Here is a 15633-nt window from a genome sequence, read left to right as displayed (position 1 = left end):
TTCATTCCTGCGGGTGCCTAGGTTCACGGCATGAGCACCCAGGCGTACGTACTCCGGCCGGACAGTCTTCGAGCTGACGAGCGTCAGGTCACCCTTGTCGTGGGTCTCCCGTGGTACCGGGCGCTCCCATGGGCCGGGGTGGCCGACGTTCGCGTGACCCTCGACGGGAGGCCGGTGGAGGTGGTCTCGGTCGACGGCAGAGACCTCGGGGCGCTGCAGGACGATCCCGGCTACTGGGGCATCCAGCGCCGGGCCGAGGTCGTGCTCGACGCATCGGCGCTGCGGGGGGCGTCGGTGGCCGTTGGTGTGCACGTGGACCTCCTCATCCCTGGACCGACGAAGCCGGACGGCTCGCCCATGGACTTCGCCTTCGAGACCGAGCGCCGCCTCACGGCTGCGTGACCCACCCGTCTGACGACTTCCCATCCGGGGAAGGTCGCGTTACTGTTGCCCCTAAGGGTACCTACCCGAGTAACTCCTAACAATCACAGAAGGTCAACGATGCCCATCCAGTTCAACCACCGACGTCGGCTCGGCGTCGCCCTCGGCGCGGCAACCGTGCTCGGGCTCGCCCTCGGCGGCTGCTCGTCCGCCACTCCGGAGGAACCCGCCGGTTCCGAAACCCCCTCCGGCCCGGTCACCCTCCGGCTTTCGGTGGAGGCCGGCTCGGCCGAGGCGCCCGTCGCGGTCCTCGCTCAGCAGTACTCGAAGGAGAACCCCGACGTCACCTTCGACGTCGAGCCGGTGCCCAACGAGCAGTACGGCGAGGTGCTGCGCACACAGCTCCAGGGCGGCAATGCGCCGGATGTGTTCTATGTCACGGGCGGCCAGGGCAACCCGCACTCGGCCCTTCCCCTCGCGGAGGCGGGGTACCTCGTCGACCTGAGCAAGACGGTCGCGAAGGACCTCTACACCGACCAGTCACGGTTCCTCGGTGAGTTCGACGGCAAGATCTGGACGCAGCCGTACGACTTCGTGCCGGTCACCAACAACTACAACCTGACGGTCGCCAAGGAGCTCGGCATCGACCTGCCGTTCAAGTCGGTCGACGACGTTCTGGACGCGTGCGGCGTCGCGCAGAAGGCGGGCAAGTCCCTCCTGCGTCTCGCGGGCTCCACGGTTCCGAACAACGGGCTCACGACGCTGCAGCTGGCGGCGACGCGCGTCTACTCCGAGGACCCGGACTGGAATGAGAAGCGCCTGAAGGGCGACGTCACCTTCGCGGACACCAAGGGCTGGACCGAGTCCCTCGAGCTGATCGTCAAGATGTACAAGGAGGGCTGCTTCCAGCAGGGCGCCGAGGCCGGCGTCATCGCGGACAACGTCCCCGCCATCGCGGCCGGCACCGCCGTCGGCGGGTTCGCACCCGGCGGGCAGATCGGCGACCTCCGCCGCGTCAACCCGGACAACGAGTACGTCTCGACCGCGTTCCCCGGCGACAAGGGCGAGAAGTACCTCTTCGCCTCGCCGAGCAACATGCTCGCGCTCAACGCGTCGTCCGACAAGGCGAAGCAGAAGGCCGGCCTCGCATTCCTGGCCTGGCTCGCTGAGCCCGAGCACGCCGACGCGCTCGCCGAGGTGAGCGGCAACCTGTCCATCCGGGCAGGAGCCGGAGCGGAGCTCCCCGATCAGTACCAGTTCATCTCCGACTACTTCAGCGACGAGAACTACCAGCCGCTCGGTAACCTGCAGTGGCCGAGCCCCGAGATCTACAACACGCTCGGAACGGGCGTCCAGGGTCTCCTCACCGGCCAGACGGACGTCGAGTCGGTTCTCAAGGCGATGGACGCCGCCTGGGACCAGGCAGCCGGCTGACCACCACCAACCGCGGCACCGGCGGGTCTCCCGCCGGTGCCGCTCACCCCTAGAGGGAGATACGCAACGTGGCAATCTCTTCAGCCGCCCCGGCGACAGCCAGGGTGAAAAGGCCGGCATCGGCGCCCGACCGCGGCAGCAAGCTGTTCGCATCCTGGTGGTGGGCGATCCCGGCACTCGTCGTATCCATCCTCGTCCACTACGTGGCGGTCGCCGTGGGAGGCACCTTCGCCTTCACGAACTGGAAGGGCATCGGCGCCTTCCAGTTCGTCGGCTTCGACAACTTCGCGAAGATCTTCTCCGGGGACCTCGGCCGCGGCGCCATCCTGAACACCCTCTTCCTGGCCTTCGGGTTTCTCATCGGCACCAACGTGTTCGGTCTGCTCCTGGCGCTCGCCCTGAACCGCGGCGTCAAGCTGCGCTACTTCCTCCGTGTGGTCATCTTCATGCCGACGGTGCTGAGCCCGCTCGCCGTCTCCTACATCTGGCGGTTCATCTACCAGCCCCAGGGCCCGCTCAACTCGTTCCTCGGCAGCGTCGGGCTCGAGTCGTGGCAGAGGACCTGGCTGGCGGACCCTGTCAGCTCCATCTGGACGATCCTCATCGTCATGGTGTGGCAGAGCACGGGCCTCGTCATGGTGATCTACCTCGCGGGTCTGGCGGGCGTTCCGCAGGAGCTCGAGGAAGCGGCCGCGATCGACGGCGCGAACGTGTTCCAGCGTTTCCGGCACGTCGTCTTCCCGCTCATCCGGCCGTCGTTCGTCATCGCGTCGACCCTCATGCTCATCCAGGGCCTCCGCGTGTTCGACCAGGTCATGGCGCTGACGGGAGGCGGCCCGTTCAACGCGACGGAGACGCTGGCCACGCAGGTCTACAAGCAGACCTTCGCCTACGGGCAGTTCGGCTACGGGGCAGCGCTGTCGCTCGTGCTGACCGTGCTGATCATCGTCATCTCCCTCATCCAGATGGGCCTCACGAGCGGCCGAGAGAGGAAGAGCTGATGTTCAACCGCTACACGCCGGCGACTCTGGTGCGCGAGGTCGTGCTCGTCCTCGTCACCGTCGTCATCCTCTTCCCCTTCTACCTGCTCGTCGTGATGGCGCTGAAGGACACCAAGGAGTCGGTGGTGTCCTCGCCGGTCGCGCTGCCTTCCTCGCCGACTCTCGAGAACTTCGCGACCGTGCTCTCCGGCGAGGAAGGAACAACGTCCTCTCCGGGCTGATGAACAGCGTGATCATCACCGTCGGCAGCGTGGTGATGCTCATCGTGTTCGGCTCGATCGCCGCCTACGTCATCTCGCGGCGGCCGGGCCGACTCGGTGGCGCCGCCTACGTGAGCTTCGTGGTCGGCATCATCCTGCCGTTCCAGCTCGCCATCATCCCCGTCTACGTCGCACTCCGCGTGCTGGGGCTGCTCGGCACCCACATCGGCATGATCATCCTCTACACCGGGTTGCTCATGCCCCTGACCGTCTTCCTCTACACGGGCTTCGCCCGAGCGCTGCCGAGGGACTACGAGGAGGCCGCAGCCATCGACGGAGCGAGCAAGATCAGCATCTTCCTGCGGATCGTGTTCCCGCTCCTGTCGCCCGCCACCGGGACCGTCGCCATCCTCACGGGGCTCATCGTCTGGAACGACTTCTTCAACGCGCTCATCTTCCTGAGCGGATCGAAGTCGACGACGTTGCCGGTGATGGTCTACAGCTTCGTCGGCGAGAACGTCACGGCGTGGAACCTCGTGTTCACGGTCGTCATCATCTCGATGATCCCGATCCTCGCGTTCTACCTGTTCGCGCAGAAGAAGTTCATCCAAGGATTTGCTGGAGGTATGAAGGGTTGAGTCACAACATCAAGCGAGGGGTGAGCCTGTACTCCTATCAGGAGGAGGTCTTCCTCGGGAAGCTGGACCTCGAGTCGGCCATCGCCGCCTCGGCGTCCTTCGGTGCCAACGGGATCGAGATCATCCCCGAGCAGACATTCGACAACTTCCCGAACCTCACGGATGAGCAGGTCGAGCAGTGGTTCGCCCTGCACGCGAAGTACGGCACCGTGCCGACCGCGTACGACATGTTCATCGACCTCAAGCGGCGAGCCGACCGGCTCATGACGCTGGAGGAGGGGGTCGAGTCGGTCCACCGAGACATCGATCTCGCGGCGCGGCTCGGGACGAAGGTCATCCGCGTCATCATCAACACCCCGCCGGAGGTGTACGAGCACGCTGCGCCCTACGCCGAGGAGAAGGGGATCAAGCTCGCTCTCGAGATCCACGCCCCCATGCGCTACGACCACCGGTGGGTCCAGCAGTTCCTCGAGATCATCCATCGCGTGAACAGCCCGGCGCTCGGGCTGCTCCCCGACATGGGCACCTTCGTGAAGATCTTCCCTCGCGTCGTCTCCGACCGGGCCCTCCGCGACGGAGCCACCCCGAAGCTGGTCGATCACATCATCAAGGTCTACAACGACCATCCGACCGACATGCACACCCTGACCAGGGAGATCGCCTGGCGCGGAGGGAACCCGGTCGACATGGCTCTCGCCACCACGGCCGCCGGCTACAACTGGGTCGAACCATCGACCCTCATCCCGCACATGCCCTACCTGTTCCACATCCAGGCCAAGTTCTACGAGATGGTCGACGACACGCACGAGTACTCGATCCCGTACGACGAGATCATCCCCGTGCTCATCGACAACGGGTACGACGGGTACCTCTCGAGCGAGTACGAGGGCAACCGTCACATCCAGGACGTCGAGCCGGTGGACAGCGTGGAGCAGGTCCGCCGCCAGCACGCCATGTTCGTCACCCTCCTCGGCGAAGCCGACTGAGCCGCGCACAAAGGAGATCACCATGTTCGATCGCTACATCATCGTGGACGGCTCGCTGCGCAACGTCGGGGACGGGAACCCGACCGGCTACGCCATCGACACCCGCATCGGCTACTACCGGGGGCTCGGCCTCTCGATGGTCGACTTCGACCTCGAGGTCGACGGCGAGGCGGTGCCCAAGGAGAGCATCACCTTCCAGGTGCACGGCCACGACTATCCGGCGGACTCGCTGGGGGACGTGCTCGACGACCGCTGGGGGTTCAACGAGGCCGCGACGCTGATCGTCGACCACCCCGGCGGGCTGCCCGCGGGCGAGCACGAGGTCCACTACCGCCAGTGGCTGCGGATCTCGTACCTGCCGACGCCCAGCCAGAACGACGATCGCAAGGTCATGTCGGTCGCGGGGTGAGCGCCGCAGGGGACGTCGACCCGCGAGTTCCCGGATCCGGGGACCGGACGTGAGCACGGCGTCCTCGCCCGTCGTGGTGAAGGGCACCTTCCGCGCGCTCGCCCATCGCGATTTCCGGCTGTGGATCGTCGGCCTGCTGCTCTCGAGCATCGGGACGTGGATGCAGATCACAGCGCAGGACTGGACGGTGCTCACGATCCTCACCGACGAGGACGCCAGCGCGCTCGCCCTGGTCATCGCGCTGCAGACCGTGCCGCAGCTCGTCCTGCTGCCGGTCTCCGGATATGTCACCGACCGGTTCTCGCGACGGCGGGTGCTCGCGGTCACGCAGGTGTGGATGGCGCTGATGGCCGTTCTCCTGGGTGTGCTCGTGCTGACCGGCGTCGCCCAGTACTGGCACGTCTGCGTCCTGGCGACGGCGCTGGGCGCCGCGCAGGCGTTCGACGCGCCAGCGCGTCAGACGTTCGTCGTCGACCTGCTGCCCCCGAGCGGCTTGAGCAACGGGATCGCCCTCGGCGGCGCCACCTTCAACCTCGCACGGCTCATCGGCCCGGCGATCGCCGGGGTCCTGATCGGGCAGGTGGGGCCCGGCTGGATCTTCCTCGTCAACGGACTGTCCTTTGCCGCGATGCTCGGCGCCCTGACCCTCATGCGCCTCGAGTCCGTCGGTGAGCGCCAGAAGCCCGAGGCGGGACTGCGGTCGATGCTGAGCGGGATCTCCTACGTCGCCCGGCACCGGGACATCCGCATCCTGGTGGTGCTCGTCTTCCTCGTGCTGGGGTGCGTCGGAGCAGCGATGAACCTCCTCGTCATCTCGATGGCGACCACGGTCTTCGACGTCGATGCCGGCGCATTCGGTCTCCTCACGTCCATAGTGGCGGTCGGGTCGGTGGTCGGTGCCCTGTTCGTCGCGAGCCGGCGTCAGCCGCGCATCGGTCTCCTGCTGGGAGCCATCGCGCTGATCGGCGTCTCCCTCTGTGCCGCATCGGCGATGCCGACCTTCGTCGCGTTCGCCTTCGTGATGCCCGTCCTGGGGTTCGGCATGATCGCGGCTCTTGCCACCTGCAACGCGGCGGTGCAGGTGCGGACGGATTCGGCGCTGCGCGGTCGCGTCATGGGCGTCTACATGGCGGCCTGGATGGCCGGTTCCCCGGTGGGCGCCCTCGTGCTGGGAGGCATCGTGGACGGGGCCGGTGCTCGCGCTGCCCTGGTGGTGGCGGGCGTGGTGTGCCTCGCCGCGGCCTCGGGCGTGGCAGCGATCTTCCGACTGCGGCGGCCGATCCCGGCCGGCGACGATCCCGCGGTCCTGCCGTCGATGCTCCAGCTTCCGGAGCGGGAATGACCGCTCGCTCAGCGACGCCGGGCGCGGTCGATGGCGGCCCGTGCCTCGGGAGACTCGAACAGGCGCAGCGACGTGTCGACGAGCTTGGCGGCGTCGCGCTCGAGCGCCGCGAGAGCCGAGGCGTTGAGCACGGCCTTCGACTCGCGAAGCCCCTGCGGGTCGTTCCGCAGGAGCGACTCCGCGAGTCCCGCCACCGTGTGATCGAGCTCCTCGGCGGGGACCGCGTGCGTGATCAGGCCGAGCTCGACGGCACGCGCCGCGGTCACGGCGTCGCCGGTGAGGAAGAGGGTCGCCGCGTCACGCGACGTGAGCCTCCGCAACACCGTCGCGGAGATGACGACGGGGGCGACGCCGAGGCGGGCCTCGGGGAAGGCGAAGTCGATGTGGTCAGCCGCCACGGCGAAGTCGGCCGCGGCGACGAGCCCGAGACCGCCGGCTCGCACGACGCCGTGCACTCGTGCGATGACCGGGACCGGCGAGGCGAGGATGTCCGCCTGGACACCGACGAGCTCCTCGAGAGCGCGCCGCAGCCGGCCCGGATCGCGCTCTGTGAGGTCGAGGCCGGCGCAGAAGGCCGGCCCCTCCGCGGCGAGCACCACGAGACGGCCGGTCCGCGCCGCGTCGGCCAGCCCGGCCCGAATTCCGCCGAGCAGCTCGGGAGTCAGCGCGTTGCGATTCCGGGGACTGGAGAGCGTGACAGTGACCACGCCCTCCGCCGATCGCGTGACGGCGATCAGCCCCACTTCTTTCATGCTTGTTACCTTAGTAGGTAGGATGAGTGCGATGAGAAAACTTGACTTGCACTGCTACCCGGGCACGCCCGAGTGGGTGCGCTCCCAGGGGCCGTTCGCCGCGGCCCTCGCCGAGTACTGGAACAAGCCGTGGGACGGCAGACCGGAGCAGGATGTCGTCGATGACATCCGGGCCGCCGGCATGCAGGCACTCCTTGTGGCCTTCGACATCGAGAGCATCCATGAGCACTCGCCGGCCTTCCCCAACCACGAGGTGGCCGCCATGCGCGACCGCCACCCCGACGTGTTCGTCGGCGCGTGGGCGGCCGTCGATCCCTTCAAGGGCGACGCGGCCCTTGCGGAGATCGAGCGCACCGCGCGGGAGGATCGGGTGCTGGGGCTCCATTTCCACCCAATCATGGGCCGGTACCGGGTCGATTCGGTCGAGCTGCGCCCCGTCTTCGAGCTCATGCGCGACCTCAACCTGGTCGCGATGATCGACGTCGGCACCACCGGCATGGGCGCTGGTCTTCCGGGCGGTCTGGGCTCCCGGATCGACGACGCGCATCCCATCGCGCTCGATCACCTCGCGGCCGATCTGCCGGAGCTCACGATCATCGCCTCCCACCCGGGCTGGCCGTGGGTCGAGGAGATGACCGCCGTCGCACTGCACAAGGGCAACGTGTTCTGGGAGCTGTCCGGCTGGGCGCCGAAATACTTCCCCCGCAGCTGAAGGTCGACATCCGGTCCCGTCTGCAGGACAAGATCATGTTCGGGACCGATCACCCCAGCATCCCGTTCGACCGGCTGTTCCGGGAATGGGACGAGCTCGGGTACTCGGACGACGTCATGTCGAAGGTGTTCCACAGGAACGCCGAACGGATTCTCGGCGTCTGAGCGCCCGAGAGGAACGGAAAGAGCACGAGAGATGAGCAACACCCGACCGAGAGCCCTCGTCACCGGATCAGCGAGCGGCATCGGACGCGCCTCGGCGCTCCGTTTCGCGGAGGCCGGCTACGACGTCACCATCAACTACGGCAGGTCCCGCGAGCGCGGCGAGGCCACGCTCGCGGAGCTCCAGGCCTTCGGCGGCGAGCACGCCGCGGTGCAGGCGGACGTCAGTGACGACACCGCTGTGGCCGAGCTCGTCCGCGTGGCCGCCGGCCCCGACGGCCGACTCGATGTGCTCGTCAACAACGCGGGCACGACGATGGAGACGAAGCCGAACGACCTCGACGGCATCGACCTCGACGCGTGGGACCGTGTGTTCGCCGTCAACGTCCGCGGCCTCGTGCAGGTCACGCGTGCCGCGGCCCCGCTGCTTCGTGCCGCTTCTGGCTCCGTCGTGAACATCGCGAGCATCGTGGGCCTCCGCCCCGGCCCGCAGCCGCTCGCCTACGCCGCCAGCAAGGCCGCGGTGGTCAGCCTCACCAAGACGCTCAGCCGGGTGCTGGCGCCCGAGGTGCGCGTCAACGCCGTCGCGCCGGGCTGGATCGCGGGGGAGTGGATGGAGCGGACCCTCGGGGACGATTACGAGCGGCTGATGGAACGACGCGCGAAGCAGACGCCGCTGCGCCGCAACGTCGAGCTCGACGACGTCGCTGCATCCGTCTTCACCCTCGCGACCGCCCACCCGTTCGTCACCGGCGAGATCCTGGTGATCGACGGCGGCTACACGGCGACGAGCTGAGCGCCGTGGCCCTCGACGGCGTCGTCCGCTTCCCCTCCGAGTTCGCCGCCAGGTACCGGGCCGCCGGGTACTGGGAGGACCGGCTGCTCATCGAGCACTACGAGGACGCGTTCCGCTCGTACGCGGATCGGGTCGCGATCCTCGACGACGATCAGCGTCTGACCTACGCCGAGCTGGCGGAGCGATCGATGATCGTCGCCCGCAACCTGTTCGACCTGGGTCTCCGTCCCCTCGACCGCGTCGTGGTCCAGCTGCGGAACACGGCGCTCTTCCCGTCGTTCTACCTGGGCCTGCAGCACCTCGGGGCGATCCCGGTCATGGCGCTGCCGGTGCACCGCTACCGGGAGGTCGAGCAGTTCGTCCGGCTCGCGGACGCCGTGGCGCTCGCGTCCCCCGCCACAGCGAAGGACGTCTCCTACCTGGAGCTCTTCGATCGCGTCGCCGGGCAGCAGCCTTCCCTGCGCCTGCACTTCGTCGAGGGGCCCGTCGAGGAGGGCGGTGCCCGGGTCTCGATCGACCAGCTCCACGTGCGCACCCCGCGCTCCACGGAGGAGGAGATCCGTGCGCTGCGGGCGACGATCGACCCCGAGGACCCCGCGGTGTTCCAGCTCTCGGGCGGCACGACCGGCATCCCGAAGCTGATCCCGCGGAGCCACAACGACTACGCGTTCAACTCGAAGCTCGCCGCATCCGTGTGCGACATCCGCGAGGGCGACGTGCTGCTCGACGTCCTTCCCCTCTCGCACAACCTGCCCCTTGCCTGCCCGGGCATGCAGGGATTCCTCTTCTCCGGTGCGACCGTCAGCCTCATGCCGGTCCCGCGAGCGGATGCGATCCTCCGGCGCATCGACCGCGACGGAGCGACTCACATCCACCTCGTTCCCGCCCTCCTCATCAAGCTCCTCGAGGCCCAGCAGGAGACGAAGGCGGACCTCGGCACCATGCGGGTGATCCAGAGCGGAGGCCAGCGCCTGCAGCCGGAGACGCGACTCCGCGTGCCCGAGGTGTTCCCGGTCGCTCAGGTGCAGGAGAACTTCGGCATGGCCGAAGGGCTGCTGATGTTCGTCCGTCTCGACGATCCCGAGGACGTCCGGCTCGAGACCGTCGGCCGTCCCATCTGCCCGGACGACGAAGTGCGGCTGCTCGACGAGGACGGCCGCGATGTGCCCGACGGCGAGATCGGTGAGCTCGCGGCCCGTGGTCCGTACACGCTCCGCGGGTACTTCCGCGCGCCCGAGCAGAATCGGCTGGCCTTCACCGACGACGGGTTCTATCTGAGCGGCGACCTGATGGTCCGAACCGCCTCAGGCAACTACGTCGTCGCCGGCCGCCGGAAGGACCTCATCAACCGGGGAGGCGAGAAGATCTCGGCGGAGGAGATCGAGAACCTCATGCTCTCGCACCCGTCGATCGTGCTCGCGGCCGTGGTGCCCATGCCCGACCCGGTGCTTGGCGAGCGCATGTGCGCCTGCGTCGTGCTGCGCGAGGGCGCCCGGCTCGAGCTGGCCGAGCTCGTCGAATTCCTCGCGGGCTTCGACCTCGCGCGGTTCAAGCTGCCGGAGGCTCTCCGCGTCTACGACGAGCTCCCGCTCTCCCCGATCGGCAAGGTGTCGAAGAAGGACCTGGTCGCGGATATCGCAGCGACGAGCGCCTGATCCGGAAGGTCGATCCTCCGGATCAGGCGCTCGCCGCGGCCAGCAGGGTCAGATGGTGGCCGCGATCGCCGAGGCGGTCCGAACCGCCAGCGCGACGGACGTCAGCGTGGGATTCGACGCGGTGGGGGTCGGGATGACGCCGTTCCCGGCGACGTAGAGGCCGGGAACGGACCACACCCGCCCCCACGGGTCGCAGACGCTCTCGCCGTCGTCCGTCTCGCCCATTCGGACGGTGCCCTGGTAGTGGATCGAGCTGCCTGCCGGCACCAGCCGGGGTGACCGCCGGGGACCGAGACCCCCATCCGCTGGACGAGACCGGTGACGATCCCGATGGCCCGGTCGATGGTGGCGCGGTCCGTGTCCGAGAGGCCGTAATGGATCCGCGGGGCCGGCATCCCGAAGAAGTCGACCTCGTCCTCGCTGAACTCGACCCTGTCCTCGAAGCGGATGTCCTTGGTGGTGAAGCAGCCCAGTCCGACGATGGGTCGCCGGTCGTCGCTCTCGACGTCGCCGACCACCATGGGGGCGGCATCACGCTGCATGATCTGGCCGTGGAACGGGTAGTCGGGCGCGTTGAACGGGATCCAGCTCACGCCGGTCATCGCCTCGCGCTCGGAGCCCGCGCTCTCCGCGATCTCATCCGGCGGCGCGATCCTGGGGTCGAGGTAGACGGAGCACATGACCTGCGGCTGGTCGTTCAGATAGTGGCCGAGGGCGGGAAGCCGCAGCCCGGAGGCCCAGAGCAGCTGAGGTGAGCCGAACGCGTCGGCGGCGACCGCCACGCGCTCGGTGCGCACCTCGGACCGGGCGCCGGTCAGCCGGTCCTCCAGCTCCACCCCGCGGACCGTTCCCGACTCGTCCACCAGCACGCGCCGGGCGAGGGTCGAGGGGCGCAGCTCGAACGATTCCGGACGGGTGAGCTCGTCGGCGAGCGGCCCGAGCACGGTGTCCGCTCCGGACCAGCGGGGACGGCCGCTCGGCGTCGGGGTTGCGGCGAGGGGCATCGCCTGCACGCGACGATCCGCCGGGCGGCCACCGTCGAAGACCGCCCCGAGCTCGCGCTCGACGGCGGCCCGCACTCCGGTGCGCGGATAGGCGTCCTGAGTGACGTGGAGGAGCTCTCGGGCTCGCTCGAGGAGGTCGTCGAGCTCGTCCGAGGGGATGAACGGCACCCTCTCGGTGTTGCCAGGCGAGGGGCACGCGCAGGTCCAGTGCTGCCCCATCCCGCCGACTCCCGCGCTCGCGAGAGCGCCCGGCATGTCGGTCTGCGGGTCGTCCCCGACCACCTCGGTCAGGAGGAACGTGCCCGGTCGCGCCACGGGTCGTCCTTGGCGGGAGTCCGAGACGGTGGTGCGCCCGTCGGCGTTCGGGCCCTGCGAGAGCCGCTCCGCCTTCGCCCGCAGCTCCGGATCCAGGTTCCTGACCGACTCGCCTGCGCGCGGAGTGGTTTGGGGACCGCGTTCCACCAGCAGGATCCGCGCACCCGGTCTCGCTTCGGAAATCTCGCGGGCGATGGTGCTGCCAGCCGGACCGCTGCCGACGATGACCAGATCGTATGTCGTGGCGTCGCTCACGCTGTCACAGCTCCTCGAGGATCGAATCCGCGGCCCGGAGCGCGATCGCGACGCTCATCAGGGTCGGGTTGACGACGGTGTTGGTGGGGATGACTCCGTTGCCGGCGAGGTAGAGGTTGTCGAAACCCCACACCCGGCTCCGCGGATCACAGACGGAGGTGCCGTCGTCGGCGGGGCCCATCCTCATCGTGCCCTTGTAGTGCAGGCTCGCACCGTTCGGCATGACGGCCGGCTCACCCCCGGGATGAAGCTGCCGATGGCGCCCGCGACCCGAGCCTGGCTGGCGCGCGCGCCTGCGATCTCCCGCTCCTCCCGTTCCGTGAGCTCGTAGTGGATGGTCATGTTGGGCATGCCCGCATAGTCCAGCTCGTCGTCATCGAAGGTGACGCAGTCCTCGTAGCGTGCGAACTTCCGGACCCCGAAGCCCACGTTGGCATAGCCCCACGCGTTGCCGTGGAGGGGGTGGTCCTCCGGAATGGGCAGGGGGACTCGTACATGTAGAGGATCTGCGACGAGTACGGGTGGTCCGGCTCGGAGTAGGGCACCCGCAGCACCGCAGCGACGGGATCGCTCGTGCCGGCCGCCGCCATCCTGGCCCGCTCGGCCTCGATCTGGTCGAGGGTGAGCCGTCCGTCGAGCTTGTCGCCGTCGATGGCCACCACACTGAAGACGCCGGGGTGGTCGCTCAGGTAGTGCCCGAGCGCGGGCGGCCGGATTCCGGAGGCCCAGAGGAGCTGAGGTGTCCGCAGCGCGTCGGCCGCGGCGACCACGAGATCTGCGGCGACGAACTCCTCCGGTGCCCCCTTCGGCTGGACGATCACACCGGTCGCGCGACCCGCCTCAGTCACGATCCGGATCACCGGGGTCTCGGGGCGGAGCGTGAAGCGGGTGGAGAGGTCGGACCCCGAGTCGATGAGCGGGCCGAGCACGGTGTCCGTGCCCGTCCACCTCATCGAGCCGTCCGGCTGCAGATCCCCGGCGACCGGCAGCGGACTGACGCCGAACCCGGGCGGGAGGTCGGCGTCGACGGCCGCCGAGACGGCGGCCTGGAGCCCGGCGGCGATCGCGGAGCCCTCGAAGGCGGTGTGCGTCGTGTGCAGCACGGCCTCCGCCCGCTCGACCAGGGCGTCCCACTCGTCCGTCGGGATGAAGGGGATCCTCTCGCTGAACTGGGGCCGCGGGGTGGCGCAGGTCCAGTGAGCGCCTTGCCCTCCGACGCACGTGGCGATGGCGGCTGCCGGGAACTCGGAGGAGTGCCCGGATCCGGGACCGCCGAAGTCCACGAGATGCGTGCCCGCCCGGGCGGTGTACGTTCCCTCGATCACGGTGGTGATGGGGATACCCAGCCCTACCGAGTCGCCTTCGCCCGACTTCGGTCCCTGGGACGCACGGCGCGCGCGGAGCTTCTCCTCCGGGTCGACGATGTTGCGCACGTTCATGCCGGGCGGGTCGGTCACGGTGGGCCCACGCTCGAACATGGTGACCTCGACGGAGGGCGATCCTTCGATCAGCCTGCGCGCGAACGCCGACCCGACAGGGCCGCTTCCGATGACGACGACTCTCATCGTGCCTCCTCGACGATGGACTGGAGGACGTGCTGCAGGTACCAGCCGTTGAGCATGGCGCTCGTCGGCGGATGCGGCGACAGGTCCGACTCGACCGTCACCCACCCGTCGTACTCGTGCGCGACCAGAGCGCGGACCACGGCCTCCGCGTCGACGAGCCCGGGGGCCACCCCGAGCTCGAGGAACCAGCGCGGGACGGGTCGCGCGCCGCCGCCCTTGCGGACGTGGTGCTCGGCGTTGCGCCGGGTGTACTCGTCCCGGTCGTCCACGGCCGCGGCGTTCTTCAGCTGCACATGGGCCACGCGGTGCGGGTGACGGTCGATGAACGCGACAGGGTCGAGTCCGGCGGCGACGAACTCACCGGTGTCGACGGAGAAGCCGACGGTCTCGGTGTCCGTCGCGGCGATCAGTCGCTCGAGACCGTCGTCGGGCCGCAGCGCCGAGAGGAAGTCGAAGTGGAGCGCCAGCCGGACGCCGAGGGGAGCGATGGCACGGCCCACATCGTTCCAGCACTTCGCGATGGTGCCGATGGCGCCGTCGTCCAGCTGCGGGCGCTGCCACGCCGATGCCGTCGGCCGGACGACGAGAACCTGGCCGCCGAGGTCTGCGAGCGCGCTCGCGAACCAGGTCGCATGCGCCCGCACCGACGCGTGCGCGTCGGGATCTGCGGGGTCGGCCGGCGCCGACAGGTCTTCCCGGAAGCCGAGGAGCGGGTCGTAGAACCAGCTGCTCACCCGATCCAGCGCGGCATCCCGCACGAAGTCCGCGAAGCCGCGGACGGAGCCGAAGTTCGCCGCCAGCTGCTCGGGGTTGCCGAGCGGCTCCCATCGTCCCGTGCCGGTTGTGAGCTCCACGCCCGTGAACCCGCTGATCGAGATGACACGGAGCGCCCGCTCGTGATCGCGGCGACGGGTGAAGTCGTCGAACGACGGCTTCCACTGGTTGATGGCGTAAGACCACTCGATCACTTGGAGCCCTCCTCTGCGACGATGCGGTCCAGGACGTTCTTCGCGTACCAGCGCGCGATGGCGGTGCTCTCCGCGTGGTCTCCGCCGAGCTTGTTCGCCTTGTCATGCTCGACGCTGAGCCAGCCCTCGTACCCGTTGCGAACCACGGCTCGCATGAAGGCCTCGAAGTCGACGAGACCGCCCTCGTCGCCCATCTCGTGGAACCACTTGGGTGTCGTCGTGGCCATGAGCTCCGCATCGGGGCGGCGCCGGTAGTCGCCGACGAGGTCCTGGTGGCGCGTGTCCTTGAAATGGAACCCCGTGACCCGGTCGGCGTACTGCTCATAGAAGTCGACGGGGTCGACCGTGGCGATGCAGTGCTGCGCGGTGTCGACGAACAGGTTCACCAGTGCCGGGTCCGTGTTCGCGTAGAACACGTCGAGCTCGTGCTTCGACTGGATGCCGCAGAAGAACTCGTGATGGCAGGTGAGCTTGACCCCGGCGTCCAGGGTGATCGCCCCCACCTTGTTCCAGAGCTCCGCCGTCGTCTTGATCTTGTCGTCGGTCACCGGCTCCATGTCGTAGTAGAGGGTCGCCGGCATGACGATGATGTTGTCGAGGCTGATCCCGGACCAGCGGTCCATCGTGACCCGGAAGTCCTCCAGGATGTTGGCGTGGGTCTCGGGGACGTGCGGCGCATAGGTGCGCGGGTCGTACACCGCGGCGTGGAACGTGTTGACGATGCGCTCGAGGCCGCGCTCCTGCACGAACTCCTGGTAGTTCGAGACCGACCCGTACTGGTCCATGATCTGGAAGTACCGGTGGTCGAAGGTGTCGATCGCGTCGTAGCCGACGGCCGCGACCTGCTTGAGGAAGCGATCCATCGAGTCGAGCGTCTGCCACTGGTCGATCGGACCGTTGGGGGAGGCGCTCCGCCAGTGGTCCATGTAGCTCCACTTCATCGCGGAGCCTCCTCTCCGCCCGGACCGGGAAGCCGGTCGCTCCGATGTGCCTCAGGTACCACGCGTTCAGGAGCGTGCTCGTCGCGGGGCTCGACGTCTGGTCGCTCTCGAGGACCAC

Annotated in this window: 19 protein-coding genes and 1 pseudogene; 12 read left to right on the top strand and 8 right to left on the bottom strand. The window is 68.6% G+C overall.

Annotation, left to right across the window (positions count from 1 at the left end):
• Positions 1-30 precede the first annotated feature (30 nt).
• From QUE51_RS17535 to QUE51_RS17500, 8 genes are all read left to right on the top strand, one after another.
• The gene (locus QUE51_RS17535; protein ID WP_286277599.1) at positions 31-402 is read left to right on the top strand and encodes a hypothetical protein; all 372 of its coding nucleotides are present in this window, start codon (positions 31-33) and stop codon (positions 400-402) included.
• 99 nt (positions 403-501) lie between these two features.
• Positions 502-1815 (top strand): ABC transporter substrate-binding protein, encoded by a 1314-nt coding sequence (locus QUE51_RS17530; protein ID WP_286277598.1) that lies wholly within the window; start codon positions 502-504, stop codon positions 1813-1815.
• A 68-nt stretch (positions 1816-1883) separates the two neighbouring features.
• The gene (locus QUE51_RS17525) at positions 1884-2816 is read left to right on the top strand and encodes a carbohydrate ABC transporter permease (RefSeq protein WP_286277597.1); all 933 of its coding nucleotides are present in this window, start codon (positions 1884-1886) and stop codon (positions 2814-2816) included.
• Entirely contained in the window at positions 2816-3037 is a 222-nt protein-coding gene (locus QUE51_RS17520; protein WP_286277596.1) for a hypothetical protein, read from the top strand. Before QUE51_RS17525 ends, QUE51_RS17520 begins: the two co-directional genes overlap by 1 nt.
• A complete protein-coding gene (locus QUE51_RS17515) occupies positions 3037-3654 on the top strand; it encodes a carbohydrate ABC transporter permease (RefSeq protein ID WP_286277595.1) in 618 nt (205 codons plus the stop codon). The genes QUE51_RS17520 and QUE51_RS17515 overlap by 1 nt, the downstream gene beginning before the upstream one ends.
• Before the next feature lie 20 nt (positions 3655-3674).
• The gene (locus QUE51_RS17510) at positions 3675-4640 is read left to right on the top strand and encodes a sugar phosphate isomerase/epimerase family protein (protein ID WP_286277594.1); all 966 of its coding nucleotides are present in this window, start codon (positions 3675-3677) and stop codon (positions 4638-4640) included.
• Positions 4641-4662: 22 nt separating this feature from the next.
• Positions 4663-5049: a C-glycoside deglycosidase beta subunit domain-containing protein gene (locus QUE51_RS17505; protein WP_286277593.1), complete on the top strand. Its 387-nt coding sequence runs from the start codon at positions 4663-4665 to the stop codon at positions 5047-5049.
• A gap of 49 nt (positions 5050-5098) precedes the next feature.
• Positions 5099-6391, top strand: a complete 1293-nt coding sequence (locus QUE51_RS17500; protein WP_286277592.1) for an MFS transporter — start codon at positions 5099-5101, stop codon at positions 6389-6391.
• An 8-nt stretch (positions 6392-6399) separates the two neighbouring features.
• On the opposite strand, the gene QUE51_RS17495 is transcribed toward QUE51_RS17500, so the two are convergent.
• Positions 6400-7143, bottom strand: a complete 744-nt coding sequence (locus tag QUE51_RS17495) for an enoyl-CoA hydratase-related protein (RefSeq protein ID WP_286277591.1) — start codon at positions 7141-7143, stop codon at positions 6400-6402.
• A 31-nt stretch (positions 7144-7174) separates the two neighbouring features.
• Between QUE51_RS17495 and QUE51_RS17490 the strand changes: the two genes are divergently transcribed.
• From QUE51_RS17490 to QUE51_RS17475, 4 genes are read left to right on the top strand one after another with little or no spacing between them, the layout of a single operon-like run.
• A complete protein-coding gene (locus QUE51_RS17490) occupies positions 7175-7855 on the top strand; it encodes an amidohydrolase family protein (protein ID WP_286277590.1) in 681 nt (226 codons plus the stop codon).
• Complete coding sequence (locus QUE51_RS17485; RefSeq protein ID WP_286277589.1) at positions 7762-8019, top strand: amidohydrolase family protein; 258 nt, start codon at positions 7762-7764, stop codon at positions 8017-8019. The genes QUE51_RS17490 and QUE51_RS17485 overlap by 94 nt, the downstream gene beginning before the upstream one ends.
• A 31-nt stretch (positions 8020-8050) precedes the next feature.
• On the top strand, positions 8051-8812 hold the full coding sequence (locus QUE51_RS17480; RefSeq protein ID WP_286277588.1) for an SDR family NAD(P)-dependent oxidoreductase: 762 nt from the start codon (positions 8051-8053) through the stop codon (positions 8810-8812).
• A 5-nt stretch (positions 8813-8817) separates the two neighbouring features.
• Positions 8818-10467, top strand: coding sequence for a (2,3-dihydroxybenzoyl)adenylate synthase (locus tag QUE51_RS17475; protein ID WP_286277586.1), 1650 nt, complete (start codon positions 8818-8820; stop codon positions 10465-10467).
• A 48-nt stretch (positions 10468-10515) separates the two neighbouring features.
• On the opposite strand, the gene QUE51_RS18330 is transcribed toward QUE51_RS17475, so the two are convergent.
• From QUE51_RS18330 to QUE51_RS17445, 7 genes and pseudogenes are all read right to left on the bottom strand, one after another.
• Positions 10516-10692 carry a GMC oxidoreductase gene (locus tag QUE51_RS18330; RefSeq protein WP_350226687.1) on the bottom strand — a complete coding sequence of 59 codons (177 nt, stop codon included), beginning with the start codon at positions 10690-10692 and terminating at the stop codon, positions 10516-10518.
• Between the two features lie 473 nt (positions 10693-11165).
• A pseudogene (locus QUE51_RS18490) lies at positions 11166-12041 on the bottom strand (lycopene cyclase family protein); the annotation flags it as partial.
• 4 nt (positions 12042-12045) lie between these two features.
• Positions 12046-12228 carry a GMC oxidoreductase gene (locus QUE51_RS17465; protein ID WP_286277584.1) on the bottom strand — a complete coding sequence of 61 codons (183 nt, stop codon included), beginning with the start codon at positions 12226-12228 and terminating at the stop codon, positions 12046-12048.
• Positions 12225-12392, bottom strand: coding sequence for a hypothetical protein (locus QUE51_RS17460; protein WP_286277583.1), 168 nt, complete (start codon positions 12390-12392; stop codon positions 12225-12227). Before QUE51_RS17460 ends, QUE51_RS17465 begins: the two co-directional genes overlap by 4 nt.
• Positions 12380-13606, bottom strand: coding sequence for a GMC family oxidoreductase N-terminal domain-containing protein (locus tag QUE51_RS17455; protein ID WP_286277582.1), 1227 nt, complete (start codon positions 13604-13606; stop codon positions 12380-12382). Before QUE51_RS17455 ends, QUE51_RS17460 begins: the two co-directional genes overlap by 13 nt.
• Entirely contained in the window at positions 13603-14574 is a 972-nt protein-coding gene (locus tag QUE51_RS17450) for a sugar phosphate isomerase/epimerase family protein (protein ID WP_286277581.1), read from the bottom strand. The genes QUE51_RS17455 and QUE51_RS17450 overlap by 4 nt, the downstream gene beginning before the upstream one ends.
• The gene (locus QUE51_RS17445) at positions 14571-15515 is read right to left on the bottom strand and encodes a sugar phosphate isomerase/epimerase family protein (RefSeq protein WP_286277580.1); all 945 of its coding nucleotides are present in this window, start codon (positions 15513-15515) and stop codon (positions 14571-14573) included. Before QUE51_RS17445 ends, QUE51_RS17450 begins: the two co-directional genes overlap by 4 nt.
• Positions 15516-15633 lie beyond the last annotated feature (118 nt).

This window comes from Naasia aerilata (genome assembly GCF_030296595.1).
Taxonomy (GTDB): domain Bacteria; phylum Actinomycetota; class Actinomycetes; order Actinomycetales; family Microbacteriaceae; genus Naasia; species Naasia aerilata.
This window is presented reverse-complemented; position numbering and strand designations above follow the sequence as displayed.